The sequence below is a fragment of the Acinetobacter sp. P1332 genome (genome assembly GCF_044057475.1).
In the GTDB taxonomy this organism is placed as follows: Bacteria; Pseudomonadota; Gammaproteobacteria; order Pseudomonadales; family Moraxellaceae; genus Acinetobacter; species Acinetobacter johnsonii.
The window spans coordinates 2,965,676-2,992,305 of record NZ_CP171157.1; the positions used below are offsets into that span (position 1 = coordinate 2,965,676).

Sequence of the window (26,630 nt, forward strand, 5' to 3'; positions counted from 1 at the left end):
CATTTAACCCCGATGTAACGGTAATCGTATGCGAATTAATGTTCCTTGACCATCTGTTCCAGCAAATGCTTCGATACTGCCCATATGTGCGCCGATAATTGCTTTGACAATCGCAAGCCCTAAACCTGTTCCCGTTTTACCGCGATCGCCACGCTGCATGGTATAGAACATATCAAAGATCTGCTCACGTTCATCTTCAGGAATGCCAATCCCTTGATCGGTAATGTCAATTCGCAGACATTGTTCCTCTTGCTGAATTTTTACTTCAATCGGAATATTATCTGGTGAGAACTTTGCGGCATTTTCTAAGACATTAAAAATAGCCTGCTCAATCAAGGCCGGATGTACATAAAGCTGAGGTAAATCATCCGCTAAGGTCACATCGATTTTGACATTCGGTTGATAGCGTTTGAGTCGTTGAGTTGCCGAGCCAATCAGCTCATCCACACCAATCCAGTCTCGAGCTAAAGTTAATCCTTGATGTCCTAAGCGAGTCATATCCAACAGATTTTGAATATAGCGATCGAGTCGTTCCCCTTCAATGTGAATGGTGTCTAATAATTCATGCCGATCGCTTTCAGGCATCTGTTCACCATAATATTTGAGCGTATCTGCCGAGCCAATCATCGCGGCTAAGGGTGAACGTAAATCATGTGATACCGAAGACAGCAAGGCGGAGCGGAGCTTTTCCGTTTCAGCCACCACCCTAGAATTTTCTAACTGTAACGAGAGTTGTACCCGAGCAACGGTTTGCGCAATGTCTTCAATCATCAACTCAGTTAAACGTTGCAATTCAAAGCTGATGGTTTGAGCGTTTTGATTAAACCGAATTGCAATCACTCCATATTCTTTCACCAGATTTAACGGAATAAACCACCAATCAGAATTGGTCAATGTATTGGTAAAACGTCCACAGGGTTTCGCATTCTTCTGCGTCCAATCTGCGGCTATTTGATCTTTTTCATTTAAGGCAGATATATCACCCAAAGACTGATTTTCAACTTTTAACCAGACCGTGGCATTTAATGAAGTTTCCAAATGTTGTTTGGCAACAATGAGCACTTGCTCAATATCTACACAGGTCGATAGCTTTCTTTCCAATTCTTGCAACTGTAACGACACTGAATTTGCAGCACGTAGGCTAAGCACCTGAGCGCGTAATTGGTTGGCTAAACGCCCAACCAGTAAGGCTGAGACAATGAACATGATAATGGTAATCACGCCACGTTCAGCGCTAATCATAAAGGTAAAGCGAGGTTCAATAAAAAAGTAGTTATAGAGTAAAAAACAGATGAATACGCTAATAATCGTGATCAACATGCGGGCGCGTATCGCAACAAGTAATACAGTCACAATAAAAATTAAAGCTAAATCACTATACCCAATAAAATGATCACTGATTGCAGCCACAATCAGTCCTAGCGATATAATAATAATACTTTCAAACACTTCACGTTGATTAAACGCCAATCCTTGTTCTAACCAAGATGAATGAGCTGCATCTTTCTGCAAACGCTTTTCATTATTTTTGGCTTTTAAAGGCTGAACAAAGGTGATTTCAAAAGGATGCTGTTTCTCTAACAGTTGATCGGCAATATGATCTGAAAATAGGCGCTGCCATAGCGATTTTTGAGGGCTTTTGCCGAGTAAAATATTGGACGCACCATAATCATAAGCTGCCTGTAAAATGGTGGGTGCAATATGGTTATTATGCAATAAATACGTGTCTGCGCCGAGTTTCCGCGCCAAATTAAAGGCTTTAGTGACAGCAAGGATCTGTGTATTTCCCACTTTACTTTTCTGAACCGAGATGACACTCCACGTTGCATTGCGCCTTTCCGCAATCCGATGCGCACGGCGTACCAAATCTTCTGAAAACTCAGAGCCATCTATCGCCAACAGGACATGATTTTGAATCGGGATGATCTGCCCTTGTGCAACAAATTTCTCTCGATAATCAACATCGACCTGTCCTGCAACGGTTTGAATCGCCAGATCACGCAACGCTGTCAAATTTGCAGTTTTAAAAAAACCTTGCAATGCATGGGGGGCAACATCGGCGAAATAAATCTTGCCATGATTCATCCGTTCTAATAATTCAGGAACAGGTAAATCAACTAGACGAATATCTTTCAAACGTTTAAGTAATGCATCGGGAACCGTTTCACTGACCCGAATGCCAGTGATCTGATAGACCACGTCATTGAGGCTTTCCAAATGCTGAATATTTAAAGTGCTATAAACATCAATACCTGCATCCAATAACTCATTCACATCTTGCCAACGATATTCATGCCGACTATTGGGTACATTACGATGGGCAAGTTCATCAACAAGCACAATTTGAGGCTTTAATTTAAGAATTTGGTCGAGATCCATCTCGTCTAACATTCGCCCTTGATATTCCACAGACTTTCTTGGAATCACATTGAGCCCTTGAATCAAAGCTTCGGTGTCAGATCGACCGTGAGTTTCCACCACTCCGACCACCACATGCTGTCCTTGCTGCATCAACTCATGCGCTCGGGTCAGCATGGCATAGGTTTTCCCTACCCCTGGTGCTGCACCCAAGAAAATGGTCAAACGTCCAAATTGTTCACGTTGACTATGTGCCAACCATGCATCTGCTTTGTTATTACGGTCGATCTGCATAATTACGCTCTATCAACGTGTGGTCGATGACAATTGATCTAAGGCTAAATTTAGCTGTAGCACATTCACTCGCGCTTGCCCATAGATGCCGAACTGCTCAGCTTGGATCTGCTGTTGGACTAAATCACGAACTTGTTGCTCAGGTAAATGGCGTTGCTGCGCCACGCGTTTCACCTGTAATAATGCACTTTCAGGTGAGATATCGGGATCAATCCCACTGCCTGATGCCGTCACCATTTCATTCGGTACTTGTTGCTCAGTCATCTGATTGTTTTGCGCAAACTGTGCGGTTCGTTCCTTGATCTGTTTTTGCAAATCAGGATTTGAGATTGCTAAATTACTGCCTGCCATACCGTCTACACTGTAACTTACCGCACTCGGGCGACCTTGGAAATATTGTTCACTGACAAAATTCTGCCCAACTAAGCTCGACCCCACAACGTTGCCATCTAGTTCAATTAAACTGCCATTGGCTTGTTTGGGAAAGATCAACTGCGCAATCGAGACACTTGCAGTAGAGTACAACACTCCTGCAATCAAAAACCCAACTAAGATAAGACCAATGCTAGGACGTAGCAGAGATTGAGTTTCACTTGATAGCGGTAGAGTTTCTAAAGTATTCATATCTCACTCCTAAATCCACAATGACACAACAAGGTCAATTAACTTGATGGCAATAAACGGAAAGACTACCCCACCAACCCCATAAATCAGCATATTACGGCGTAACAATTGCAGTGCACTGGCAGGTTTGAATTGAACGCCTTTGAGTGCCAATGGAATCAGCATTGGAATAATCAAGGCATTAAAGATCAAAGCGGAAATCACGGCACTGCTTGGGCTACTGAGTTGCAGAATATTCAGTACCCCAAGTTGTGGAATCGCCACTGCGAATAATGCTGGTAAAATTACAAAGTACTTAGAGACGTCATTTGCCAACGAAAAAGTGGTTAATGCTCCACGGGTAATCAGTTGCTGCTTACCAATTTCGACCACATCTAGCAATTTGGTTGGATCGGAATCCAAATCCACCATATTGCCTGCTTCTTTGGCTGCTTGCGTACCCGAATTCATAGCTAAACCAATATCCGCCTGTGCCAAGGCTGGTGCATCATTGGTTCCGTCACCGACCATCGCCACCAATTTTCCTGCTGCTTGTTCATTACGAATACACGCCAATTTGTCCTCAGGTCTCGCTTCCGCAATATAGTCATCCACCCCTGCTTCGGCAGCAATCGCAGCCGCAGTCAATGGATTGTCTCCCGTGACCATAATGGTTTTGATGCCCATCTCACGTAATAGTGCAAAGCGTTCTTTAATGCCTTGTTTAATCACATCCGAAAGTTCAATCACACCCAAAATATTATGATTTGATGCTACTACTAACGGAGTTGCCCCCTTAGACGCGACTTGTTCAACACGAGTTTTCAATTCAGTATTGTCTTGAATATTCTGATTGGTAAACTTTAAGATGGCATCGGCTGCACCCTTACGAACTTTCTCACCTGATACCAAATCCACACCAGAGAGTCTGGTCGATGCACTAAACTGAATAAACTCGGCATCTTTCGGCTCACGGACACTTTCACCCAGTTCCTTACCTAAAGCCACCACTGATTTACCTTCAGGGGTTGGGTCGGCAAAAGAAGTGAGCATTGCCGCTTGGCGTAACTCACTTGGTGTCACACCAGCCAATGGATAAAAAGCGGTGGCTTGGCGGTCTCCATAAGTAATCGTGCCGGTTTTATCTAACAACAACACATCAATATCACCCGCAACTTCAACCGCTTTGCCCGATTTGGCTAAGACATTGGCTTTTAAAGCACGGTTCATCCCCGCAATCCCGATTGCAGGCAGCAAGCCACCAATCGTGGTTGGAATCAAACAGACCAATAGGGCAATCAATAAGACGATGCTGATTTTGATTCCGACCATTGAACCAATGAATGGTAAGGTTGCCACTACCACAATAAAAGTGATGGTCATGATATTGAGCAAAATACTCAATGCGATCTCATTCGGTGTCTTCTGACGATTCGCACCTTCCACCAAGGCAATCATGCGGTCTAAGAAACTATGACCAGCCTCATTACTGACCCGAATAATAATTTCATCGGACAAAACCTTGGTGCCGCCAATCACGCCTGAACGATCGGTATGAGCTTCACGTAATACAGGCGCAGACTCACCGGTAACGGCTGATTCATTAATCGTGGCAAAGCCTTTGATGATCTCACCATCCGCAGGAACAATTTCCCCTGCTTTAACGATGACGAGATCATCTTTTTTCAATAAATTTGCAGCAATCAGACTTGGACTGGTATTGAGTTCACTGAGTAGATTTGCAGTTAAATTTTCACGGGCTTGTCGTAAAGATGCAGCTTGTCCCCGGCCTTTGGCTTCTGCAACCGCTTCTGCATAATTGGCAAATAACACGGTCACTAATAGAATCAAACTAATCAGTAAACCAAAACCTAAGCTAGCATTGCCCATCAATGTCGCCGCAATGGTTAAAACCGTTCCCACCCAGACACATGCCATCACTGGATTTTTAAACGCGTGTTGAGGCAGCAATTTATGGAAAGTTTGCTGAATAATTTCTTTATTCAAAATATCCATCTGTTGTGTCGCATTTGAATGTTTCATTGTTATTGCTCCACACTTAAACTTTTATCGATAAATAGTCAGCAATTGGCCCAATCACCAACACTGGCATGAATTGCAACAGGGTCAGAATCAACACGATCCCAACCAACGTCAATGCAAAAGTTGGAGACTCGATATGTAAAGAACCTTTGCTTTCGGCTGCTTGAGGTTTGGTTGCTAAACTAACTGCAATTAAGATAGGAATGATCAACACGCTATAACGCCCTGCCAATAAAGCCACACTGGCACTCAGGTTCCACCATAAAGTGTTATCGCCTAAACCTTCAAAACCTGAACCATTGTTGGCATAGGCAGAGACATACTCATAAAACACTTGGCTAATGCCGTGAAATGCTGGATTTGAATTCCCGGTCATGGATGGGAAAGCGATTGCGATGGCAGTCAAACTAAGAATCACCACAGGTTGTAAGAGAATCACCAGTGCCAAAAGCTTGATTTCAGTGACTTCAATTTTTCGACCAAATAATTCAGGGGTACGTCCTGTCATCAAACCTGCGATAAATACCGCGAGAAACAGGTAAATGAAGAACTGTAATAGCCCACAGCCTATGCCGCCCCAAATGGCATTGATCAACATATTGCACAGTTCAACCAATCCCGTCAGTGGTGAAGCAGAGTCATGCATCATATTGACCGAGCCGTTATTCACTTGTGTGGTCAAACTTCCCCACAATGCCGATGCCTCAGCACCGAAGCGAACTTCCTTGCCTTCCATTAATGCCGTATTTGGAATTAATGAGGATTTTTCTGCCCATAGGGTCAATAGCGTTGAAGATAGAGACATCAACAACATCGTGCCAAAAATCATCCACATCAGTTTCTTGCGCTGAATAAAGCGCCCAACCATAAACACCGCAGAGAGTGGGATCAATAAGATCGCAATCATCTCAATCACATTGGAAAAAGGTGTCGGGTTCTCTAAAGGCACACTACTGTTTGGCCCATACCAGCCACCACCGTTACTGCCGAGTTGTTTAATCGCCACCATCGGTGCAACTGGGCCCAGTGGAATATGTTGAGTTTTAACTTCTGTAGTTTGGTCTAAAACTTGCGCTGTAGGACCCGCAGAGAGCGTTGCGGGTACACCTTGAAAGGTCAAAAGGACAGAAAAAACTAAGCCGAGTGGAATGAAAAACCGAAATAAAGGTCGGATGATATCCATCCAATAATTACCCAGATTAATCTTGTTCCAATCTCTTTGATCAGGCGCATCATCTGTACGTTTAGATTGTAAAAATAATGCTCTTAACATAGCGACCAGTAAGGCAAGCCCGATGATCGGAGACAAATATTGCAATCCTACAATTACAGTCATTTGCGATAGATATGACAGTTGAGACTGCCCAGAATAATGCTGCTGGTTGGTATTGGTCAGGAATGAAATGGTGGTGTGTAAAGCCAAGTCCCAATTCATATTTGGAATATGGTCAGGGTTCAATGGCAGCCATGCCTGAGTCATTAAAACTGCGACACTGGCGCCAAGCAGTAGAACATTGCTCAGTACAAAAGCACCTAGATATTGCCGCCAGTTCATACCACTGTGCTTGACACCGAGCACAGCATAGATCGGTTGTTCAATCCACTTAAAGAAGCGGTCACTCTTCATTGGTTTGGCTTGCATCACATCCGCAAGGTAGTGCCCAAGCGGATAAGCCAACAGCAATGAAAGGACAAATACAGAAATAAATTCCCACATAGCATATGCCATTTAAAAATAGGTCAGCTTTAGTATATAAATTGATCACGTAAATTCTCTATATCTAAAATGGCATAAAGCGTAAATTTTGCGTAAAGAAAAAAATAACCTAATTACACCAATCTACGAACAGTGATGGTTTATTTATATGAGAATAACTCCTCTGAATAAAACCTTACTTAAGCTCATGCAAAGATCATTTTTCAATTGAATAAGCCCGAATCAAAACGATTTGAAAATGACAAAATATATTGATAATGCAGTTATCTATCAATAAAGTAGTAATGGGCTGCATCCACTTGCAAACAGGACTAAAAATTTTTAAATGAAGGGAATGTACGCGTAAAAAGCATTGACCTGAATATAGTCGCCAATAGCCAAAATTCTAAAAGACTTAGTTAAAATTTTACTATTACATAAGAAAAGCAAGCTGTAAAAGGAGTACAGTTTTGCATATCCCGACTTGGATATCTTAGAAATTCATATTCAAAAACTAGTAATAACTATTTCAATTGGTATAAACCAAAATGGGATATGCTAAGGCTATCTAATTAAGCCTCTTTCATTAACTCAAAATCTGAATAATCCTTGTAAGGCAGACCAGTCTTGGTATCAAGAACTTCCACAGAGCCCTGCTGCCATAAAACTGTATTCCGCTCAGATATGCCATTGAGCTGAATTTTAAGTTTCCCGTTATCAGTAAATACAAATCGTCCTTCGTATACTTCGGGTTTATTGTGTCCACTATTACTGGTTCTAACCAATTTAAATGTCTGGTTTTCCTTAACATCTAAATCGACAGTCATACCTTCGCACCCTTCACAGAAAGAAGTACATGCTGCACAAGGTAAAATTCCTTTATATTGGCCTACCCATTTCTGTAATTCAGGATCAATTACTTTTATAGCTTTGGTCGAAGCTTCTCCCGATTTAGGGTCAGGTTCAGATTGACTACATCCGAGGCACAAACTAGCAAAAACAAAAGAACATAATAAGGTATTTTTCATAAGTTATATCTCTTAGCAACTATGAAGGAGCGGTCACATCTTGTGACACCGCCCCTCCTGACTCCACAGACTAGAATTTCCAATTTAGACTGAGTGTTGCTTTGAGCGGTTCACCCACCTGCACCCAATAATTTGTATAGCTTGCGACGTAGTAATCTTGATCAAAAAGATTATCAATATTCAGTTGCGCGCGTAGGTCTGGTCGTAGCTGTACATAGCCCCCAATATTAACGACAGTAAAATCAGGAAGACTGGTTCCATTATCAATATAATTTGCACTGCGTTTACCGTAGTAATTAATATTGCCAACCAAGCCCGCATCATGTCCTGCAAGGTCAAATTGATAGTCAGCACTTAAGTTTGCCGTATGTTTAGGAATATTTTTAAGCCTTGCGCCTTTATCCTCAACTTCACTTTCTACAATTTCAGCATCTGTATAAGTATAGTTAGCATTAACACGTAGCTTGTCCGTGAATTGATGTTGTAGTTCTAACTCAACACCACGGCTTTGTACTCTCCCGCTATCTACGTAGCTATCAGTAATGCCTTCAGTGAGCAGATGTTGTTTTTCCATATCAAAATACGTTAGACCGAACCAACTTTGCGGTAAAAACTTATATTTACCACCCACTTCCCAACTTTCTGTTTTCTCTGGTTCATACAGTTCATTGTCCTTATTCAACCCTGTGTTCAGTTCAAATGCCTTCCCCCAGTTACTGTAAAAAGACAACTGCTCAGTGGGCTGATAATTTATCCCTGCACGTGGTGTAAATGGTGTGAAAGCTTGCTTTGATGTCTTTCCAGTTCGATGATCATCAATTTGTTGTTCTAAACGATTAAAACGACCGCCTACCAGTACATTCCATTGATCATTCAAGAAAATTTGATCTTGAATGTTAAACCCAAACATATCTTGAGTTTCTTTTGTATCTTTAGTGATTCGGGTTAATGGCAAAATATTTTGACCGTACACGGGATTATAAATATCAATCTGACTCGAAGCCCCAACAGCACTACGACGTTGCAGTTGATCAATCGTATAATGACCTGCTTCGACATTTGTAACCAGTTCATGTCTGATTACCCCAGTATCAAACTTACCTCTTAAGATAGATTGAAAGTTTGTGGTGTCTGTCTCAAATTGACGGGAGCGGCGGAAGCGATTTGCCGTTCTTCCATCTGATGCAATGGACGAAATTTCGGTTGATGTACCTGCACGCTCACCATGACTATAAGTGATTGCCGTTGTATTGTTCCAATCATCATTAAATTCATGGTTTAAACGTAGTTGATACATTTGATCTTTAATCTCAATATCACCATCGCTTGGCTCACCTAAAAAGGTTCTCTTATTGACTGGAAGTTTCCCATTGACCATCGGTACGCCACGATCAAAAACGCCTTTAGACTCTGAGAACTCAGTATCAAGATTCAACTGGGTTTGCTCAGAAATTTTCCATGCTAATTGTGGTGCAATGTAATAATGCTGATTATCAACATGATCACGGAAGCTTTGATTATTATCATAGGCTAGTCCAAGGCGATAAGCCAAATCCTGATTAATCGCACCCGTGGTATCTAAGGCAGCTCGATATTCTTCAAGCGTACTTCCGCTCAGACTTAAATCACTTTTTTTCTCCCATTCAGGTTGCTTAGTGGTGATATTCATAATCCCGCCTACCGCACCTTGCCCATACATCGCGGCCATGGGGCCTTTCAAGAAATCAATCGCTTGAATGTTCACCATATCTCGTGCGGTATGGATACCACTCACAGAGCTCAAACCATTACGCATGTAAATCGTACCCATATTCGGATCGGTACTAAATCCGCGAAATGAGTAATTGTCCCAAAAACCTCCGCCATAACTGTCTTGATAAACCACACCATTTACAAACGAAAGCGCATCACTGATACGCTGAACATTATGATTTTGGATATCTTGTGCTGATACATGTGATTTAGTAAACGGTACTTCTAACAGGTCATGATTGAACTGCGTAATCGCTTGTGAAGAACTATGTCTTTCATCCTGTTTTTCTGCAGTAATCGTGATACTCGGCAGTTGAGCTACAATTTGATTTGAAGCAGATTCATTTTCGGCCGACACAGCGTGGGTTGAAAGTTGAACAAGTAAAATACTCCACGTCAGTGGATGAAATAAAAATTTAGACATAAGTGACTCTGAATGTGTATATGCTGATATAGGGTTATGAAATCTGGTGCTTAAAATTTAAATGTGACGCCGAGTTCGACACTTCTTGGTGCACCAATATAAATTTGCTTCGCGGAGTAGCCTGAATACTCACCATAAAATTCATCGGTCAGGTTTCGGCCCCATAGTGTAAAAGTCATATTTTTTAGGTCATATGCTAAGGAAGCATCGTACGTGGTATGACCATCTACAAAGTATGTATTCGCTGTATCTGTGTAGAAACCACTCGCATATTTTGCAAATCCACTCACAGTAATTGGTAAAGTACTAAACTGGTAACTTAATGAGGCATTGGCAACTTTTTCGGGAACATTAATCGGCTGATTGCCTGAACGATTCGCACCGCCCGCTTCTATTAATTTCTTGTATTCTGCATCAACCCAAGCCAAACCTAAGCTCGCTTTTAACTGCGGTGTAATCGCAGCAGATGCTGTAAATTCAGCGCCTTTAGAGACCTGCTGTCCTCCCTGAACAGTTAAATTAATATTGTTCGGATCACGAGTTAAAATATGATTTAATTCAATCCAGTAAACTGAACCAATCATGTCCAGCTTGCCGTCTAATACACTCGACTTAAAACCAAGTTCAGCCGATTTCCCTTTTGATAGATCGAAACTTCCATTCGCTGTCGAGATCACAAGTAAAGAAGAAACGGGGGTAACCGCTGTACTATATTGACCGTATAGCTGGGTATCTGGAGTTAGATTATAAACACTGCCTATACGCCAAGAGAATGGGTTAAAAGTAGGATTAAATTGCTGCTGACTATCGGTTAGGATGTTATCAATTGTTCGCTCTACATCAAGACGTTCATAGCGTGCCCCACCGACAACAAGCCAATCTGGCGTTATGTTAAAAGCATCCTCTGCAAAAACAGACCAATTCTTAATTTGAGTTGAAAATTTATTGTAACTCGTCCATCCCGCCCAATCACTGGTAGGCATCTCTCCAACATTTGGATGATATGGATCTACAGCGCTGAGGTTGCCACTAGGTCTGGGACTACTAAAATCGGTATAGCTATATTCAGAGCCTATGCTCAGTCGATTACGATACGTCCCTGCAATCAATTGATCATGACCGAAACTAAAGCGATTACTCCATACATCATGATCATGGCTCCAACGCTGTACTGTCCGTTTGAATAGCCCCGTTTGGCTGTCAAAATTTTGTTCTGGGGATAGATAGAATTTTCGATCTGCATGGTAATACGTTGCAATATTATTGAACGTCCATGATGGTGAAAGGCGATAATCCGTCGACCAAGAGAGAGTCGTTGTGTCAGCACTTAACTCACCACCGTCTGGATTATAATTTTTATGCCTTGTTGTCTTATCCACGACTAGACCATAAGGATTATCTACGATGTGACTAGGATTTTTAGCTGTCGAAGCTGAAACTAACGGTGAGCCGTTATAGCTTGAAGTTTCTTTGTCATGATCAAAATTTGCTGAAAACAGCATTGATAAATCATCATTCGGCTTATACAGCAGACTCACTGCCGCACCGAATTTAGTCGTTTCTTGATCATCAATATCATACAAACTATCTGATTTGAGATAACTCACATCAGAGCGAATAGCCAATTCATCATTTATTGGTAGATTCCCACCTATAGCGACTCTTACTGTATTAAAACTACCGTAGTTAAGCAGCCCTTCCACAGTTTTCTTTTCTAAATTAGGTTTTCGGGTGACTAAATTCACTGCACCGCCTAAAGCACCTTCACCAAAAAGTACAGATGAGGGTCCTTTTAAAACCTCAATCTTTTCATACTTCCAAACATCTAAATCCCTTGTTACGAAGGTAGAAGCCCCCACACGAACGCCATCCTGCAATACCGTGTTGGCATTACCAGAAAAACCACGCATCGTAAGCACAGCGGGGTTACCCGGCACATTACCTACAGTCGCACCTGTCACATTGCCAAATGCCTCTTTAACCGTTCTTAAGCCTTTTTCTTGTAAGTCATCTTGAGTAATGGTTTGAACTGTTGCAGGGGTTTCTTGAGCTGTTAACCCTAAGCGACTGCCCGTTGAGTTGACTTGTTTCAGTTGGAGTGGGTCAGCCGTACTTTGTTTTTGAGCTTCAATCACTAAAACAGGCAATTGCATAGATTGCGCTGAGTTATCTTCAGCATAGCTTAGTTGTAAACCAAGCCCATAAATTGATAGGGCAACAACAGAACGCTGTGCTAAATCAATTAAGGCGTGATTGTGTTTAAGCCCTGTTACTTGAGGCGAAACAATAGAATGATTCCCTTTTAAATAAGGGTTCAATTTGAATTGAGGCATTTCAATTCCTTTTAAGCATAAGTTTCCATTGGAACACTTCATCCATGTTCCATTTACATAAGAGGTTGGAATCTAAGCAAATAAAGGAGGTGCACGCCCCTGAGGAGTTAAAAAAAGCCGCTGGAGTACAAAATAGACATGTTTAAACGCTTTCTGAAACGACATTAAACGAATTTGAATACGATCTAAAATAGGGTTTAGATCAATCTCTAAATTTGCGACCAAATGACCATATGCAGTACAGAACATACATTGATGATCTAACTGATGATGATGTGCGGTTTTTGCGGTTTCTAATTTAATAGCATCAACATCGTGATGGTGTGATACATGCTGATGCTGTAGTTCTTGATTTTGTATCTGAGCTTTTAAATCGGAAATAGTTACGCATACCAGTGAGAATTGAAATTTCTCTGGTAGTAAAGGTTGCATAAAAACGGTTATTTGCAACAACATCGCAACTATCGCAAGGACAAATGCAGCTCTCAATTCAATAGATAAATTGTAAAATCATAATTTACAATACCATTATTATTTTAAGATATCTAATGAGTAAAACTGATGAAATAATTCAATTTAAAAAAATCGAAAATCTTAAAGCACAAAGATTTAGATAATAATCGAATGTGTAATAAATACCCCTACAATGTAGGGAAAATACTCTCATCTACTTTACTTTATAAATTTTAATCATTATTTTTTAAAAGCAAAATTAATCATGCATGATTTTAATCTGAAACAATTCAGATTAAAATCAACTACTTAAATTAAAATAATCTATTTTTAAAATACTTTAAGTAGACAAAATTAAATAAAAATATAAGACTTTCAATTTAATACAATGTACTTTTAATAAATATATATTCTGCTACAATCCATTTTCCTTACTTGGATAATTGAGACCATCTAAGTGATCATGGTTTTAGGAAGATTGCTAGCACTCTCTGCAATCTTGTTACAGATTGCTGTTTTTCTACAGCCTTTACTTCCAGAGAAATATCAAATTTCTCCTGTCTGTGAAACTATTGTCCATGCACTTCAATTAGATACTTCTCACCATGAGCATAGCTCACATCATTCTACGCATAATCACTCTCATCAAGAGTTGGGTTTAGCTAATCATGATATTGAAAAGCTTAATCATGCAAATCTTGAACAAAAAACTTCATCTAGCCATCATCACGATGCAAATCATCAATGTCAGTACTGTGTAGTTTACGCACATGTCGTTCCACTACCAGACATGGGTGTTAAAGAAGTAGTCGTGAGAATTCAAGTTCGGTTATTAGCTTTTAAAGAAGCTTTCTTTCATATCTTTTTTCTTTTAAAACAATTATTTCTGATCCCTCAAGGTCGAGCACCTCCTGTCTCTTTTGCTGTCTAAATTTATTGGCAATTCCTTATTGTTTTAAAATTTAATTAGTTGAAGAGACTAATCGCTATGTTTTTACTTTTAAAAAATGCACGTATCTGTGTAGGCACACTCATATCAGAGCTTATGCAATCTAGAGCACGCTTCGGATGTGGAGAGTTGCTATGACCTTAGGCTTTACGGCACTTGAGTTAGCACGTATTCAGTTTGCATTCACGGTGTCATTTCATATTATTTTCCCTGCGATTTCTATTGGACTGGCAAGTTTTCTTGCTGTTTTGGAATGGCGATGGCTTAGAACAAACGAGTCTATTTATCATGATTTATTCAAATTCTGGGTGAAAGTATTTGCATTATCATTCGGCATGGGTGTCGTTTCTGGTGTCGTGATGAGCTATCAGTTTGGTACAAACTGGAGTGAGTTTTCTCGATTTGCAGGAGGAATAACAGGCCCATTACTGAGCTACGAAGTTCTAAGTGCTTTCTTCTTAGAGGCTGGATTTTTAGGCATCATGCTTTTTGGATGGGGTCGAGTCGGCAAAAAAGCACACTTTTTTGCCACATTGATGGTCGCCATCGGCACATGTATTTCAATGTTCTGGATTTTGTCTTCAAACAGTTGGATGCAGACACCTCAAGGCTTCACCATTGAAAATGGAATTGTAGTACCTCAAGATTGGTTTGCTATTGTTTTTAACCCGTCCTTTATCTATCGCTTATTCCATATGGCACTTGCAGCCTTTTTAGTGGCAGCTCTTCTTGTTGCTGCTACTGCTGCTTGGCACTTACTCAAAGGCCGTAGAGATGCATTAGTGAAAACATCATTTTCTATGGCACTTTGGTTAATCCTCATTTTAGCTCCCCTCCAAGTTTTTATAGGTGATGCCCATGGTTTAAATACCCTAAAACATCAACCAGCCAAACTTGCTGCTATGGAAGGCCATTGGGAAACGAACCATGATCATGGGATGCCCTTATATTTATTTGGTATTCCTGATATGCAAGAAGAACGCACGAAATATGCGATTGCAATTCCACATTTAGGAAGCCTAATTCTGACCCACTCCATGAATGGGACAGTGAAAGGATTAAAAGACTTTGCGCCTGAAGATCGTCCAAATTCAACAATCGTATTTTGGAGTTTCCGTATCATGGTTGGGCTAGGCATGCTTATGCTCTTCCTTGCAGTCACTGCCCTATGGCTCAGAAAAAAAGGCAGCCTCTATGAGAATAAGTGGTTTCATCGCTTTGCAATCGTGATGGGCCCTTCAGGCTTCATCGCATTACTCGCAGGTTGGTTCACCACAGAAGTAGGACGTCAGCCATGGATTATCTATGGTGTTATGAGGACAAAAGATGCCCTTTCTCCTGTTTCGGCGGAACAGGTTGGATTAACTCTGATTATTTTTGTGATCGTGTATTTCATTGTCTTTGGTGTGGGCATTTATTACATGCTCAAACTCATGCATAAAGGACCTGAGTTTTTACATAACGCACCAGAAGAAATTGGAGGCGTTGGCCATTTCAAAACACCAATGCGACCTCTGAGTGCCATTGATGAAAAAATTGATGATCAGGATCAAGGAGCATCTTCATGATTGATTTATCTTTAATCTGGATTGTCATTATTGCAGTTGGTGTTTTTATTTACGTTGTACTTGATGGCTTTGATTTAGGTATCGGGATTTTATTCCCCTTTATTAAAAATCAGCAGGAACGTGATGTCATGATGAACACCGTTGCCCCCGTTTGGGATGGTAATGAGACATGGATGGTTTTAGGTGGTGCTGGTCTTTTTGCGGCTTTCCCTATTGTCTATTCAGCGGTTCTGTCAGCCCTATATTTACCTATCATTTTGATGGTAATAGCTTTGATTTTTAGAGGCGTGGCTTTTGAGTTTCGTTTCAAAGCCAATCGAACAAAGTACATTTGGGATAATGCATTTATTTGGGGCTCTATTGTTGCCAGTTTCTTACAAGGGGTAATCTTAGGCGCTTATATTCAGGGTATTGATATTGTTGATAATCGTTACGCTGGTGGTGGCTTTGACTGGTTAACACCTTTTTCATTATTTACAGGTTTGGGAGTTGTAGTCGTTTATGCAGCATTGGGATGTGGTTGGCTCATCATGAAGACTGATGACGTACTACAAAAGCATATGTATAAATTAATGCCCAAGCTTTTGATTGGCTTATTGGTTATTTTTATTGCTGTCAGCATCTATACGCCAATTGCACATCCACAAATTGCTGAGCGCTGGTTTAATCCCACTCAATTGATTTATTTTAGCCCAGTCCCTTTACTTGTTCTAGTTTGTACCGTTTTAGCGGTGCGCTCATGTATTAAACAAAATGAAGCTATGCCCTTTTTATATACCTTAGGACTCGTATTTCTGGCGTACTCAGGATTCTGTATCAGTATTTTTCCTTACATTATACCGCCCTCAATTACCATTTGGGATGCTGCTGCACCTGCCAATAGCCAGCTTTTCGCACTGATTGGGGCACTGATCTTGATTCCAATCATACTGGTCTATACCGCCCTTTCATACTGGGTATTCAGAGATAAAGTTCGTGTTGGGGATGAAGGTTATCATTAAAGGAATTTCTAATGAAATTATCTAAATTTCAATGGTTCATCTTGTTATGGCTAGTCGGTTTCTTAAGTTTATTGGTCATTGCTATGAGCTTTAGATTCTTACTTCAACTTGCTTATTAGGTCCTTAGAAAGAAGAGGGTATTTATGCATCTACTTCAACAGCACCATGTGAATTTTAATCATGATTTCCCATATATCGTTAATTTAACATTAGCTCAGGAAATCATTAAGGCACGTAAAAAAATGAATATCTCTCAACAACAGTTAGCATCTAAACTTGGCATATCTCCAAGAACGCTAGAAAGTTGGGAAAGAGGTGTTCGACACCCATCAAGCTCAGCACAGGCTTTAATCAAACTATTTATAAAGTCGCCTCAATTTGTATTGGAAAATCTAAATTAGAAAAAAAGGGCCATACATTTGTATGGCCCTTTCCATTTAAAAAATTCTAATGTTTAATCTATTCTAACTTTAAGCGAATAATTATAAGGTCTTTTGTGGAAAATTCTGAGATATTAACAATTGATACTAAATATGAAATTTACTATACAAACAAGAATTTCATACCAATTGATGAAATTCTTTCAAGTCTAAAGTCCTTAGAAAGCAATATTCATTATACGTCGAAATTTATTGAAAAAATTTATCCTGATTTCAAAGTAGTAGATTCTGAAATATTTATTGAAAATCTTCATAGCGGAAGTTTAGATCTTAAATTAATTATTAGAAAATCACTACATGCTACAAAAAATAGCCGCAAAACGATTTCAGCGGCTATGCCATCCAAAGAAACGATAAAAGATATTGTCAAACAAGGTACTATTGCTTTAATCATCGAAGGTGCAAAACTTGCAATTCCTACACCTCAGACTCCAACAATCAATCAGACTATTACTATAAATAATGTAGTGAATGTTCAAACCATGAATATTTCACAAAATGATTATCAATCGGTTATTGATAAAATTCCTCAAAAGGCTTTGGCCGAAAATGCAATCAACATTGCAAAACCCGCTAAACTTGAAGACACAGCAGAAATTAAATTTAACCCAAATGATAAAGATGAAGTAATTTTCGATCGTAGCGTTCTAGATCCAATCCCTTCAAACTATGTCCAGCAAGAACAGCAACAACGTGAAAAGTTTCTCCAAGATATTAAATTATCTATCTATGCTTCTGATAAGGACAGAAGAGAAAATGGGTGGGCGGGCTCCATACACTCACTGAATCACAATCGAATGAGACTTAAACTTAATGAAAGTATTAAACCAGACCAACTTCATGGAAAAACTGAAGTTACTGCTAGCGTAATGGTTCATGAAAAGTTTAATAAAAACACAAAAAAATATGAAATATCCTATATTGAAGTTTTAGGTTTCAAACCTTAAAACAGTTCAAAAACAAGATGAGCATACATAATGTCTCATCTTGTTAATACGAACGCTAATTCGCTCAAATGATTGAGTGATCCGTAAAAAAGTAACTTTTGAATTTTGCTTAAGCCTCAATTTACTGCACTGACAGACTGTTGCAATCCTTTCTGAACATGTGTCAAATCATGCGTTTGATAGTGTTGCTCTGGCTTTGGCTCACCCGTATAGAACTCCTCAACCAAATCCAACCCTTCCTCCGTATTCACCTCAAACTGTGCATTGCTAAAACCATGGCGAGCCATCTGATCTAAAGCCACTTGAGGCATCATCCAACCTGACAAAGAGCTCCAAGTATTTGGAGAAAAAAGACGAAGCGATTCCCAAGCATGTGACCATGCACCGCCAGCCTGAGATTGGTCATCTAAAATAATAAATGGAATTTTCTTACGTTTGAGGAAATAAGCTGTAGCAAGAGCTGCCTGACCACCACCAATAATGATCACATCGACTTCAGCTTGTAATTGAGTCAAAGCTTCTCTCCTATTCTTTATTGTCATAATCAAAATAACGCCCAGTCTGCTCAACAGACTGGGCGTATTTCATACAATTTTCAAGCGTTTAAATGAGCCTTTCAATTACTCAATTGATCAAGATACTTTTCGGCATCCAAAGCTGCCATACAGCCTGAGCCTGCCGAAGTAATTGCTTGGCAATAAATGCTGTCAGCAACGTCACCTGCAGCAAATACCCCTGCCACAGAAGTGGCTGTTGCATTGCCTGAAGTACCACTTTGTACTTGAATGTAGCCATCACGTAGGTTGAGTTGGCCGTCAAACATACCTGTATTCGGTTTGTGACCAATAGCAACAAATAAGCCCTGAACTTCAACGTCTTGTATGCTTTCGTCCAAAGTTGACTTCAAGCGGACTGAAGTAACACCAGTATTATCACCTAAGACTTCATCAACTTGATTGTTCCAAAGAATACTAATTTTGCCTTCTTTTTCTTTGGCAAAAAGATGATCTTGTAGAATTTTCTCTGAACGTAAACTGTCTCTACGGTGAACTAAGGTGACATGTTCAGCAATATTAGAAAGATAAAGTGCTTCTTCAACTGCTGTGTTACCACCACCCACGACCATGACTTTTTGATTCTTATAAAAGAAACCATCACAAGTTGCACATGCGCTGACACCTTGCCCCATGAATTTAGCTTCAGATTCAAGACCCAAGTATTGTGCTGTCGCACCTGTTGCAATAATCAGTGCATCACAAGTAAATTCTTCCATGTCGCCTTTTAGCACAAATGGACGGACGCTTAAATCAACTTCATTGATGTGGTCATACACAATCTCTGTACCAAAGCGTTCAGCATGGGCTTGCATTCGTTCCATAAGTGCAGGACCAGTTAAACCTTCTGGGTCGCCCGGCCAGTTATCTACCTCAGTGGTCGTTGTTAATTGACCACCAAGTTGTATACCTGCAATCAATGTAGGTTTTAAGTTTGCACGTGCTGCATACACAGCAGCACTATAACCAGCAGGTCCTGAACCTAAGATCACTAATTTAGAATGTCTCTTTTGCATTTCTGATCACCTAAAATTTATAAGCTACGTTGATTGACACGCTTAGATAATTCTTCTGCCGACTCTTTTCGCTCTGAATAACGGTCTGTGAGGTACTGACTTTGCCCGCGAGTGAGCAAAGTGAACTTATATAGTTCTTCCATGACATCGACAATTCGATCATAGAAGGATGAAGGTTTCATTCGTCCATCTTCTTCAAACTCTAAAAAAGCTTTAGGAATAGACGATTGGTTTGGAATGGTGATCATCCGCATCCAACGGCCTAAAATACGCATCTGGTTTAAGCTATTAAAAGACTGTGAACCGCCACTGACCTGCATCAAAGCTAAAGTCTTGCCTTGGGTTGCACGAATTGCACCACCTGCCAGTGGAATCCAATCAATTTGCGATTTAAAGATTGAACTCATGGAGCCATGACGCTCAGGCGAGCACCACACCATTCCTTCTGCCCAAGCGAGTAAATCATGCAACTCTTTAACCTTTGGATGTTCAGTGTCCGCATCTTCAGGTAAAGGCAGCCCTTTAGGATGAAAGATTTTAACTTCTGCACCAAACTGCTCTAAGATACGACCAGCTTCCATCACCGCCAATCGGCTGTATGAACGCTCTCGGTTAGAACCATACAGCAGCAAAATACGCGGTGGATGCTCTAGCGCTTTGGCTTGTACCTTTTCTAAAGTCGGCTGATCAAGAAGATTCATATCTACATTTGGGAGAGTCATAGAAATTACACCTCTTCTTTAAAAAACTTTTTTCTAAGCCACAAAGATACACTGACTAAAGCAATCAGCACTGGTACTTCAACCAATGGGCCGATCACCGTGGTAAATGCGACTGGTGAAGCTAAACCAAAGGTCGCAATCGCTACGGCCAGCGCCAATTCAAAGTTATTCCCCGCAGCAGTAAAAGAAATGGCTGTGGTTTTAGGATAATCGTTCCCCATCCATTTGCTCATGAAGAAGCTGATGAAGAACATCACGATAAAGTAAATCGTCAATGGAATCGCAATACGCAAGACATCCATCGGTAAGCTCACTACGTCGTTCCCTTTGAGACTAAACATCGCCATAATCGTGAACAATAACGCCAACAAACTCAGTGGACTAATTTTCGGTAAGAAGATATGTTGATACCAATCCAGACCTTTAGCTTTTACTAGAGTGAATCGCGTCATAAAGCCAAGGAAAAATGGAATTCCCAAATACACCAGTACTGCATGGGTAATCGTCCAGAAATCGACATTGATTACCTGTCCTGCAACACCAAAATATGGTGGTAAGAAGGTCAAGAACAACCAAGCATAGGTACTGAAAAATAAAATTTGGAAGATACTGTTAAAGGCCACCAATGCAGCAACATATTGGTTATCCCCACAGGCCAAACCGTTCCACACCAAGACCATGGCAATACAGCGCGCTAACCCGATCAAGATTAAGCCCGTCATGTATTCAGGATAGCTGTGTAGAAAAATGATGGCTAATGCAAACATCAATACAGGTGCTATCACCCAGTTCTGAACCAAAGACAAAGTTAAGGTTTTTTTGTCTTTAAACACTTGTGGTAGCGCTGCATAATCCACTTTAGCTAATGGTGGATACATCATCAAAATCAAACCGATTGCAATCGGGATATTGACGGAATCCACACTCATTTTATCCAAAGCGACAGGGGCTTGCGGAAAAAACACGCCTATCGCAATCCCTAAAGCCATGGCAATAAAAATCCATAGCGTGAGGTTACGATCTAAAAAGGATAATCTTTGTTGAGCCATGATGTTCTCATTCAATATCTGAGATGTGATTGATTGCAGCAATCAATTCAGGACGAGACATATGCGCTGTATCGAGTGCCCATAAAGCGTCTAAGCGACGGTTGATATGGTCTACAGTCACTTGGAATGCTTTGAGCTTTTCTTCTTTCGGCAAATCTAAATGTGATGGATCAGCCAAACCCCAATGTGCCTTAATTGCACCACCTAAATACAGTGGACATGCTTCTTGAGCTGCCGAATCACAAACCGTAATCACCACGTCAGGTTGGTATTGTTCACAATCATCAATGGTTTTACTCCACAAACCATCTGTTGAAAGACCTAGGTTTTCCAAGGTTTCAATGGTCAATGGATGTACTTGCCCTGATGGCTTACTACCTGCACTGTATGCTTTCCAACCTTCAGGCGCACGGCTGTTAAAAAGTACTTCAGATAAAATGCTACGACAGCTGTTTCCAGTACATAAAAAAAGAAATTTCATATTTTTACTACTCGCAATAACTATTAATTTGTTGAAATGATGGAGCAACTTTTGGCTGTAAATCGGCATTTTTAAGGGTATTTAAGACGTCTATGCACCAAGTGGGTAAATTGGGATTGAGACTGTAATAGACCCATTGCCCTTGACGTCGATCTTGTAAAAGACCAGAAGAGCGTAATAAGGCTAAATGCCGTGAAATCTTGGGTTGGCTCAACTCTAGTTTTTCCGTCAAGTCGCAAACACACTGTTCATTATTTCCAAGAACCAACATGACGATGTTGAATCTCGTTTCATCAGCCAAACATTTAAAGAAATTGATTTGATCCATATTTTTACTCACTCAAACATATGGATATATCAATATTCACATATATCCATTAAATTTTTATTTCAATCGCTGCCCATTTGCATCAAGTACTTGTTCACCATCTTCTTTAGTGAAAGCACCCTTTTGTGAGAGTGGCAGAATTTCTAAAACCAGTTCTGACGGACGACTTAAACGAGTTCCTAATTCAGTCACCACGAATGGGCGATTAATCAAAATTGGACGCTGAAGCATAAAGTTAAGCAATTGATCTTCAGTCCAATTCTCTTGATCAATTCCTAAATCTGTATATGGAGCAACATTCTTACGAATCGCCTCTCTCACCGTTAAACCCGCATCCGCGATCATTTGAATCAGTTCATTTTTAGATGGAGGATTTTTAAGATACTCAATCACTTCTGGTTCAATATTGGCATTACGGATTAACGCCAATGTATTACGTGATGTACCACATTCAGGATTGTGATAGATCTTAACTTTTGGAGTAGCAGACATTTGCTCAAACTCAATTGAATCTTTGAATATATTTATATACGAATAAACATATATATGCAATTCCATATTTTTGTAAAAGGGCTAAAAAATTAGCCCCTAGAAAGTCTAAAAATATAAAATTACTTCAAAGCTTGATCTAAATTTTCAAAATTCAAAACTATCGAACTCTGTTCTATCCTGCACTTCATGAACTCGCTTATAAGATATCTCCATTCTCGACATTCACCACCTAAACACCAATTGGCAGATTTTGAGTAGTTCTTAAGTTCAGTATGTAGGAGTGAAGTAAAATAGAAAAAAGATAAGGCCCTATTTTCTGATATATTTAAAGATAAATAAAGCATTAAAAAACATTAATAAAATGAACTTACCTATATTCTCATTCCACTTTTTTTTCTCAGAATGTAGCTTCACATATGAGGAGGAGGAGCTATCTTTAGCAGATGTTTGCTCATTTTTTGAAAAAATTGGATTGAATCTAGGATCAGATCCTTTACAAAAGCTTACATCAGGATATAAGCAGTTTTTGTTAGAACATTTTTCTGAATTAACTAAGCATAATCCTGAGTTTCATGGAGTTGTTCAAAGTATAAAAAATGAACCAGAAAATAGTTTCTTTATGATCTTTCATCTAGGAAATGGACAACCATTCCCACAAGAACAATTCGATAAAATTGATCTATATGTAGATGCAATTCATAGAGTGGAAAATATAGAGAAACTAGAACTCAATGAATTGCCTATGGATGAAATAAATAAGCTATATCAGATGTATATAGAATATTATAAAGATCACCTAAATCCTTTTGAAGAGCTATACGCCTACACAAGTATAAAATCTAATAGCAAGGTAACGACTAAAATTTCAAGCCAAGAAGGGGCTGAAGTAAAACGTTGTAGATTTTGCTTTAAAGATTCGACAAAAATTACATTTAAGAAAAAAGCTCATGCTATTTCAAGGGGACTGGGCAATATAAGTATCTTCTGTCTTGATGAGTGTGATGAATGCAACGAGCATTTTGGCACTACAATTGAGAATGATTTAATGGCATTTTTAAGCGTACAAAGAATGTCTGTAGTTAATAAGGCGCTAGAAGTACCCTATGAAAATTTAAAATTAAAAAATGATGGAAATATTACCGTTATCGAAAACATATCTGAAGCTATAGTTGAGCATGAAGATTTTGCAGAACTAACACTAGAACCTAAGGAGAAATTCATCCCAAAAAATCTATATAAAGCATTATGTAAAGTTGCCTTATCTATAATTTCTGAGCAGGCTGATTTAGATAGCTTACAAGATACGATTAAATGGGTTAGATCAACAGAATTGACCTCACATGATAGCCTTATGAATATTGGTCTTTTTCATGAGCTTAATGCGGAACTTCATGTCAAAATCCATATGTGGACTAGAAAGGGTGATGATAAAAACTTACCTTTTAAAATCATAAGGTTGGAGATAGGTCAAACTAGCATTCTGTATGCATTACCTTTTGCATCTAATCAAAACTCTGGATTAGATTTAGAGTCACTTATCAATAAGCTCAAAATTTTCAAAGATAAAGAAATAGCTTGGAAAAGTGTTGAAGATGTTCATCCTATCAAAATAAAAACAACACTACGCATTCCTCGAAAAACATAGCATTTACTGGACTAGAGGAAAATTCAGCTTTAGTTCTTTTGGTTTGAAATCAGTTTGGTTATGTAAGGCTTTAAAAATTCGTTTAATGATGCGCTAATTACACTGTCTTTTAAGTTGCCAACGTATATCTACAGAGTCAGTATTATTCAATGTCTGTAAAAAATTTAAATATCCCACCCAAACTATAAAACCTTCATCTAAATAAATTATAATATTCAAAATGTTAAATCTTTTTTAGAATATCTTTTAACGTACATAAGCTTAATCTTACATTTATAGATTAAGAAAATTTAAAATACAAGGCATCAACAGATGCCTCCTACTTTAGTTCAAAGCTTGTACCGATTGCTGTAGGCCTTTCTGAATATCTTGCATCTGAAGAAAGTCTTGAACTTGTTGCTGTGATTTATTTTCTTTTGGGTAAAACTCTTCAATTTTATCCAATCCCTCCTCTACATCTACTTCAAACTGTGCATTTGTATAACCCTGTAAGGCTGTTTGATCCAAAGCGGCCTGATTAAAACCACACAGCTTACTTTTCTGATCAATTTCTTTAGCGGTGTGTATGGCCTCTTGTAAATGAATGCCTTCACGCAGGGTTAAGTCCACGTAATACACAGGGGTACGATAGCTTTGTGTGGTGCTCTTGCCTCTTAAGGTCAGCTGTAACGGTAAACAGGACAACAAGCCATTCGATGCAGCGTGGTAATAACTGAGTCGTGCAGCTAAGGTGCGAATGCTGTTAAAACCCATAGTTCTAAAAACAAAAGTCCCGAACTCATCCGATTCATCGAGATTCACATATAGACGACCATACGGTTTACACAGTCCACCTTGTGCCAATGAGCATAAATCAGGGGATGGGCATGGATGATGTTCTACCCCTTGATTGGTTAAACGCTGACAAGTTTCACCATTGCCGATACAAACTGGTCGGCCTGTCTGTCGGTCAAAGAGACTGTACTCAGCCCGTAAGTTAAGTTCAGGATCATTGAAGATCATACGGACTGGAATGCTGCGTAGTTTTTGATTAGCGGCTTTGGCACGAAGCTGTTCATCGAGTGGATGTTTCACCCAACCCTCTTTATTTTGGATTTGGGAGGTCAAGGTAAATTGGTCATCCTTTTCAGGGACACGTTTGCCATTCTTCTCCACCATCTTACCGATGCTAATCCGACCTAATATCGGTGGTGTAATCGCTAAACCTTTAATCATATTGATGTCCTCAAGTTATTTTTTACGGTTGTCTGGTTGATATGTAGAAATCATTTATTTTCAAATGCATAAACAACAGCGCAATTCAGTCCATTTTGTTCTCTGTAAGTACTTCGGTGCTTACAGGGAGCGGGGGCTGTTTTGCGCTTTTTTGCAGATATGTACTTATTGAATAAATAGGCTTATTCATCATTGCAGTAGATGTTGAAACGCCGTGTACCCTGCTTGTTTTGTGGGTACTGGCTGAGATATTCAGGGTGTTGTTTCAGTAAAGCTTTACTGTCCAAGCTGACTGAATCTTTCGACTTCTTCCACGTCACAGATCCCGTTTTAAAGGTAGCGCGTTCAGCCTCTTGCATCTGGCCTTGCAGTTGGTGTTTAAGCAGATCAAATTGCTGTTGAAACTTTTCAACTTGGTTACGCACTCGAATCAGTTGCTCAAACTGTTGATTGGCATCTTCATTTTCGGAAAGGTCAGTTGTGCTTAGAGGGATATGTTCTGGATAAAGCAGTTGTAGTGCTTTGGCTGCCGACTCACTAGCATCTGCTTCTGGTGGGGTATCCTTTTCCACACAGTCCCAGAAGTAACGTTCCGCGTTGACGATATGCTGAATCACCGACTCAGAACGAGTCACTTTAAAGATGCGCGTTTCATGCCCACAGATCAGCACACAAATATGCGCGGCTTGTTTGCCTGTGACTGCCAATTGGTGTTGTACCTGACACAGCACGTATAAAGGCACACCCTCTCGCCACAGTTTCGCGCCGTACTCCCCTGCGGTTTTGCATTCTAGGATTTGTACCTCATCGCTACCCACCACCGAATAATCTAGGTTTGCCAACATGAAATGCTTGTCTGGATCAGGATGTTGCAGGACTGCATTGACGCGACGGACTTTATGCTGGGTGTGCATGCTGTAGTATTCAGCCACTAATGGTTCTAATTGCTTGCCCCAATACAAAGGTGCATGACCTTCGCTTTCCTCTTCAATGTTTTGTTGAATCCGACCTGTTTTAATCATCCATAGTTCCAACATCGACATATACGGATTGAGACCACAGGCTGCGGCACAATCACTGCTACCAATGCCCTTGCGTCTTACTTCCAACCATTCAGCTTGACTGAGGTTTTTGGTATCAACAAAGCGTTTTGCGGTAAACAGTTTCGGACGATTGGCATGAATATTCGGGGTTATGTTGTTTGGATGAATTACGGCTGAGCTCATAGAGAATTCCTGT

22 protein-coding genes and 2 pseudogenes are annotated in these 26,630 nt (G+C 39.9%); 6 read left to right on the forward strand and 18 right to left on the reverse strand.

What is annotated here, in order from left to right; all coding sequences use genetic code 11:
- Window positions 1-3 precede the first annotated feature (3 nt).
- From ACFN7Z_RS14675 to ACFN7Z_RS14710, 8 genes are all read right to left on the reverse strand, one after another.
- Window positions 4-2,652, reverse strand: coding sequence for a sensor histidine kinase KdpD (locus tag ACFN7Z_RS14675; RefSeq protein ID WP_058952309.1), 2,649 nt, complete (start codon window positions 2,650-2,652; stop codon window positions 4-6).
- Between the two features lie 12 nt (window positions 2,653-2,664).
- The gene (gene kdpC, locus ACFN7Z_RS14680; protein WP_058952310.1) at window positions 2,665-3,276 is read right to left on the reverse strand and encodes a potassium-transporting ATPase subunit KdpC; all 612 of its coding nucleotides are present in this window, start codon (window positions 3,274-3,276) and stop codon (window positions 2,665-2,667) included.
- Between the two features lie 9 nt (window positions 3,277-3,285).
- A complete protein-coding gene (kdpB, locus tag ACFN7Z_RS14685; protein WP_058952311.1) occupies window positions 3,286-5,298 on the reverse strand; it encodes a potassium-transporting ATPase subunit KdpB in 2,013 nt (670 codons plus the stop codon).
- A gap of 16 nt (window positions 5,299-5,314) precedes the next feature.
- Window positions 5,315-7,015: a potassium-transporting ATPase subunit KdpA gene (gene kdpA / locus ACFN7Z_RS14690; RefSeq protein ID WP_131229948.1), complete on the reverse strand. Its 1,701-nt coding sequence runs from the start codon at window positions 7,013-7,015 to the stop codon at window positions 5,315-5,317.
- Between the two features lie 551 nt (window positions 7,016-7,566).
- Window positions 7,567-8,022, reverse strand: coding sequence for a copper resistance protein NlpE N-terminal domain-containing protein (locus ACFN7Z_RS14695; protein ID WP_058952313.1), 456 nt, complete (start codon window positions 8,020-8,022; stop codon window positions 7,567-7,569).
- A gap of 70 nt (window positions 8,023-8,092) precedes the next feature.
- Window positions 8,093-10,198, reverse strand: a complete 2,106-nt coding sequence (locus ACFN7Z_RS14700) for a TonB-dependent siderophore receptor (RefSeq protein ID WP_058952314.1) — start codon at window positions 10,196-10,198, stop codon at window positions 8,093-8,095.
- Between the two features lie 50 nt (window positions 10,199-10,248).
- Window positions 10,249-12,531: a TonB-dependent siderophore receptor gene (locus ACFN7Z_RS14705; protein WP_058952315.1), complete on the reverse strand. Its 2,283-nt coding sequence runs from the start codon at window positions 12,529-12,531 to the stop codon at window positions 10,249-10,251.
- Between the two features lie 72 nt (window positions 12,532-12,603).
- Window positions 12,604-12,963, reverse strand: coding sequence for a DUF2946 family protein (locus ACFN7Z_RS14710; protein WP_228141072.1), 360 nt, complete (start codon window positions 12,961-12,963; stop codon window positions 12,604-12,606).
- A 484-nt stretch (window positions 12,964-13,447) separates the two neighbouring features.
- Here ACFN7Z_RS14710 and ACFN7Z_RS14715 point away from each other — a divergent pair, with 484 nt between their 5' ends.
- The 5 genes from ACFN7Z_RS14715 to ACFN7Z_RS14735 all read left to right on the forward strand — a co-directional run bounded on the left by ACFN7Z_RS14715 (window position 13,448) and on the right by ACFN7Z_RS14735 (window position 17,889).
- Entirely contained in the window at window positions 13,448-13,915 is a 468-nt protein-coding gene (locus tag ACFN7Z_RS14715; RefSeq protein ID WP_058952317.1) for a DUF2946 domain-containing protein, read from the forward strand.
- 152 nt (window positions 13,916-14,067) lie between these two features.
- On the forward strand, window positions 14,068-15,501 hold the full coding sequence (locus ACFN7Z_RS14720) for a cytochrome ubiquinol oxidase subunit I (protein WP_058952318.1): 1,434 nt from the start codon (window positions 14,068-14,070) through the stop codon (window positions 15,499-15,501).
- Complete coding sequence (cydB, locus tag ACFN7Z_RS14725; RefSeq protein ID WP_058952319.1) at window positions 15,498-16,502, forward strand: cytochrome d ubiquinol oxidase subunit II; 1,005 nt, start codon at window positions 15,498-15,500, stop codon at window positions 16,500-16,502. The genes ACFN7Z_RS14720 and cydB overlap by 4 nt, the downstream gene beginning before the upstream one ends.
- Window positions 16,503-16,645: 143 nt before the next feature.
- Complete coding sequence (locus ACFN7Z_RS14730; RefSeq protein ID WP_058952320.1) at window positions 16,646-16,903, forward strand: DNA-binding transcriptional regulator; 258 nt, start codon at window positions 16,646-16,648, stop codon at window positions 16,901-16,903.
- A gap of 95 nt (window positions 16,904-16,998) precedes the next feature.
- Window positions 16,999-17,889 (forward strand): hypothetical protein, encoded by an 891-nt coding sequence (locus tag ACFN7Z_RS14735; protein WP_228141073.1) that lies wholly within the window; start codon window positions 16,999-17,001, stop codon window positions 17,887-17,889.
- A 116-nt stretch (window positions 17,890-18,005) separates the two neighbouring features.
- Here ACFN7Z_RS14735 and ACFN7Z_RS14740 read toward each other — a convergent pair.
- From ACFN7Z_RS14740 to arsC, 8 genes and pseudogenes are all read right to left on the reverse strand, one after another.
- A pseudogene (locus tag ACFN7Z_RS14740) lies at window positions 18,006-18,194 on the reverse strand (hydrolase or metal-binding protein); the annotation flags it as partial.
- A pseudogene (locus ACFN7Z_RS14745) lies at window positions 18,195-18,404 on the reverse strand (NAD(P)-binding protein); the annotation flags it as partial.
- A 101-nt stretch (window positions 18,405-18,505) separates the two neighbouring features.
- Window positions 18,506-19,459, reverse strand: coding sequence for a thioredoxin-disulfide reductase (trxB, locus tag ACFN7Z_RS14750; protein ID WP_058952322.1), 954 nt, complete (start codon window positions 19,457-19,459; stop codon window positions 18,506-18,508).
- Between the two features lie 17 nt (window positions 19,460-19,476).
- Complete coding sequence (gene arsH, locus ACFN7Z_RS14755; RefSeq protein ID WP_058952323.1) at window positions 19,477-20,181, reverse strand: arsenical resistance protein ArsH; 705 nt, start codon at window positions 20,179-20,181, stop codon at window positions 19,477-19,479.
- A 5-nt stretch (window positions 20,182-20,186) separates the two neighbouring features.
- Entirely contained in the window at window positions 20,187-21,230 is a 1,044-nt protein-coding gene (arsB, locus tag ACFN7Z_RS14760; protein WP_058952324.1) for an ACR3 family arsenite efflux transporter, read from the reverse strand.
- 7 nt (window positions 21,231-21,237) lie between these two features.
- Complete coding sequence (locus ACFN7Z_RS14765) at window positions 21,238-21,711, reverse strand: arsenate reductase ArsC (RefSeq protein ID WP_058952325.1); 474 nt, start codon at window positions 21,709-21,711, stop codon at window positions 21,238-21,240.
- Window positions 21,712-21,718: 7 nt separating this feature from the next.
- The gene (locus ACFN7Z_RS14770; RefSeq protein ID WP_005012525.1) at window positions 21,719-22,039 is read right to left on the reverse strand and encodes a metalloregulator ArsR/SmtB family transcription factor; all 321 of its coding nucleotides are present in this window, start codon (window positions 22,037-22,039) and stop codon (window positions 21,719-21,721) included.
- Between the two features lie 57 nt (window positions 22,040-22,096).
- A complete protein-coding gene (arsC, locus tag ACFN7Z_RS14775) occupies window positions 22,097-22,531 on the reverse strand; it encodes an arsenate reductase (glutaredoxin) (protein WP_058952326.1) in 435 nt (144 codons plus the stop codon).
- Between the two features lie 361 nt (window positions 22,532-22,892).
- Here arsC and ACFN7Z_RS14780 point away from each other — a divergent pair, with 361 nt between their 5' ends.
- Window positions 22,893-24,176, forward strand: coding sequence for a hypothetical protein (locus ACFN7Z_RS14780; protein ID WP_131229946.1), 1,284 nt, complete (start codon window positions 22,893-22,895; stop codon window positions 24,174-24,176).
- 324 nt (window positions 24,177-24,500) lie between these two features.
- On the opposite strand, the gene ACFN7Z_RS14785 is transcribed toward ACFN7Z_RS14780, so the two are convergent.
- Together ACFN7Z_RS14785 and ACFN7Z_RS14790 are read right to left on the reverse strand one after the other, a co-directional pair.
- Complete coding sequence (locus tag ACFN7Z_RS14785; RefSeq protein ID WP_131229944.1) at window positions 24,501-25,391, reverse strand: hydrolase or metal-binding protein; 891 nt, start codon at window positions 25,389-25,391, stop codon at window positions 24,501-24,503.
- Window positions 25,392-25,573: 182 nt separating this feature from the next.
- Complete coding sequence (locus ACFN7Z_RS14790; protein ID WP_058952333.1) at window positions 25,574-26,617, reverse strand: YqaJ viral recombinase family protein; 1,044 nt, start codon at window positions 26,615-26,617, stop codon at window positions 25,574-25,576.
- Window positions 26,618-26,630 lie beyond the last annotated feature (13 nt).

What these genes read in the sequence shown, in the direction of transcription:
- kdpC (WP_058952310.1), bottom strand. Translation starts at nt 3,276, where the DNA reads ATGAATACTTTAGAAACTCTACCGCTATCAAGTGAAACTCAATCTCTG.
- ACFN7Z_RS14785 (WP_131229944.1), bottom strand. Translation starts at nt 25,391, where the DNA reads ATGATTAAAGGTTTAGCGATTACACCACCGATATTAGGTCGGATTAGC.
- arsH (WP_058952323.1), bottom strand. Translation starts at nt 20,181, where the DNA reads ATGACTCTCCCAAATGTAGATATGAATCTTCTTGATCAGCCGACTTTA.
- ACFN7Z_RS14695 (WP_058952313.1), bottom strand. Translation starts at nt 8,022, where the DNA reads ATGAAAAATACCTTATTATGTTCTTTTGTTTTTGCTAGTTTGTGCCTC.
- arsC (WP_058952326.1), bottom strand. Translation starts at nt 22,531, where the DNA reads ATGTCTGCTACTCCAAAAGTTAAGATCTATCACAATCCTGAATGTGGT.
- ACFN7Z_RS14730 (WP_058952320.1), top strand. Translation starts at nt 16,646, where the DNA reads ATGCATCTACTTCAACAGCACCATGTGAATTTTAATCATGATTTCCCA.
- trxB (WP_058952322.1), bottom strand. Translation starts at nt 19,459, where the DNA reads ATGCAAAAGAGACATTCTAAATTAGTGATCTTAGGTTCAGGACCTGCT.
- ACFN7Z_RS14715 (WP_058952317.1), top strand. Translation starts at nt 13,448, where the DNA reads ATGGTTTTAGGAAGATTGCTAGCACTCTCTGCAATCTTGTTACAGATT.
- kdpB (WP_058952311.1), bottom strand. Translation starts at nt 5,298, where the DNA reads ATGAAACATTCAAATGCGACACAACAGATGGATATTTTGAATAAAGAA.
- ACFN7Z_RS14720 (WP_058952318.1), top strand. Translation starts at nt 14,068, where the DNA reads ATGACCTTAGGCTTTACGGCACTTGAGTTAGCACGTATTCAGTTTGCA.
- ACFN7Z_RS14700 (WP_058952314.1), bottom strand. Translation starts at nt 10,198, where the DNA reads ATGTCTAAATTTTTATTTCATCCACTGACGTGGAGTATTTTACTTGTT.
- ACFN7Z_RS14770 (WP_005012525.1), bottom strand. Translation starts at nt 22,039, where the DNA reads ATGGATCAAATCAATTTCTTTAAATGTTTGGCTGATGAAACGAGATTC.
- ACFN7Z_RS14765 (WP_058952325.1), bottom strand. Translation starts at nt 21,711, where the DNA reads ATGAAATTTCTTTTTTTATGTACTGGAAACAGCTGTCGTAGCATTTTA.
- ACFN7Z_RS14780 (WP_131229946.1), top strand. Translation starts at nt 22,893, where the DNA reads ATGAACTTACCTATATTCTCATTCCACTTTTTTTTCTCAGAATGTAGC.
- ACFN7Z_RS14790 (WP_058952333.1), bottom strand. Translation starts at nt 26,617, where the DNA reads ATGAGCTCAGCCGTAATTCATCCAAACAACATAACCCCGAATATTCAT.
- ACFN7Z_RS14710 (WP_228141072.1), bottom strand. Translation starts at nt 12,963, where the DNA reads ATGCAACCTTTACTACCAGAGAAATTTCAATTCTCACTGGTATGCGTA.
- ACFN7Z_RS14705 (WP_058952315.1), bottom strand. Translation starts at nt 12,531, where the DNA reads ATGCCTCAATTCAAATTGAACCCTTATTTAAAAGGGAATCATTCTATT.
- cydB (WP_058952319.1), top strand. Translation starts at nt 15,498, where the DNA reads ATGATTGATTTATCTTTAATCTGGATTGTCATTATTGCAGTTGGTGTT.
- ACFN7Z_RS14675 (WP_058952309.1), bottom strand. Translation starts at nt 2,652, where the DNA reads ATGCAGATCGACCGTAATAACAAAGCAGATGCATGGTTGGCACATAGT.
- arsB (WP_058952324.1), bottom strand. Translation starts at nt 21,230, where the DNA reads ATGGCTCAACAAAGATTATCCTTTTTAGATCGTAACCTCACGCTATGG.
- kdpA (WP_131229948.1), bottom strand. Translation starts at nt 7,015, where the DNA reads ATGTGGGAATTTATTTCTGTATTTGTCCTTTCATTGCTGTTGGCTTAT.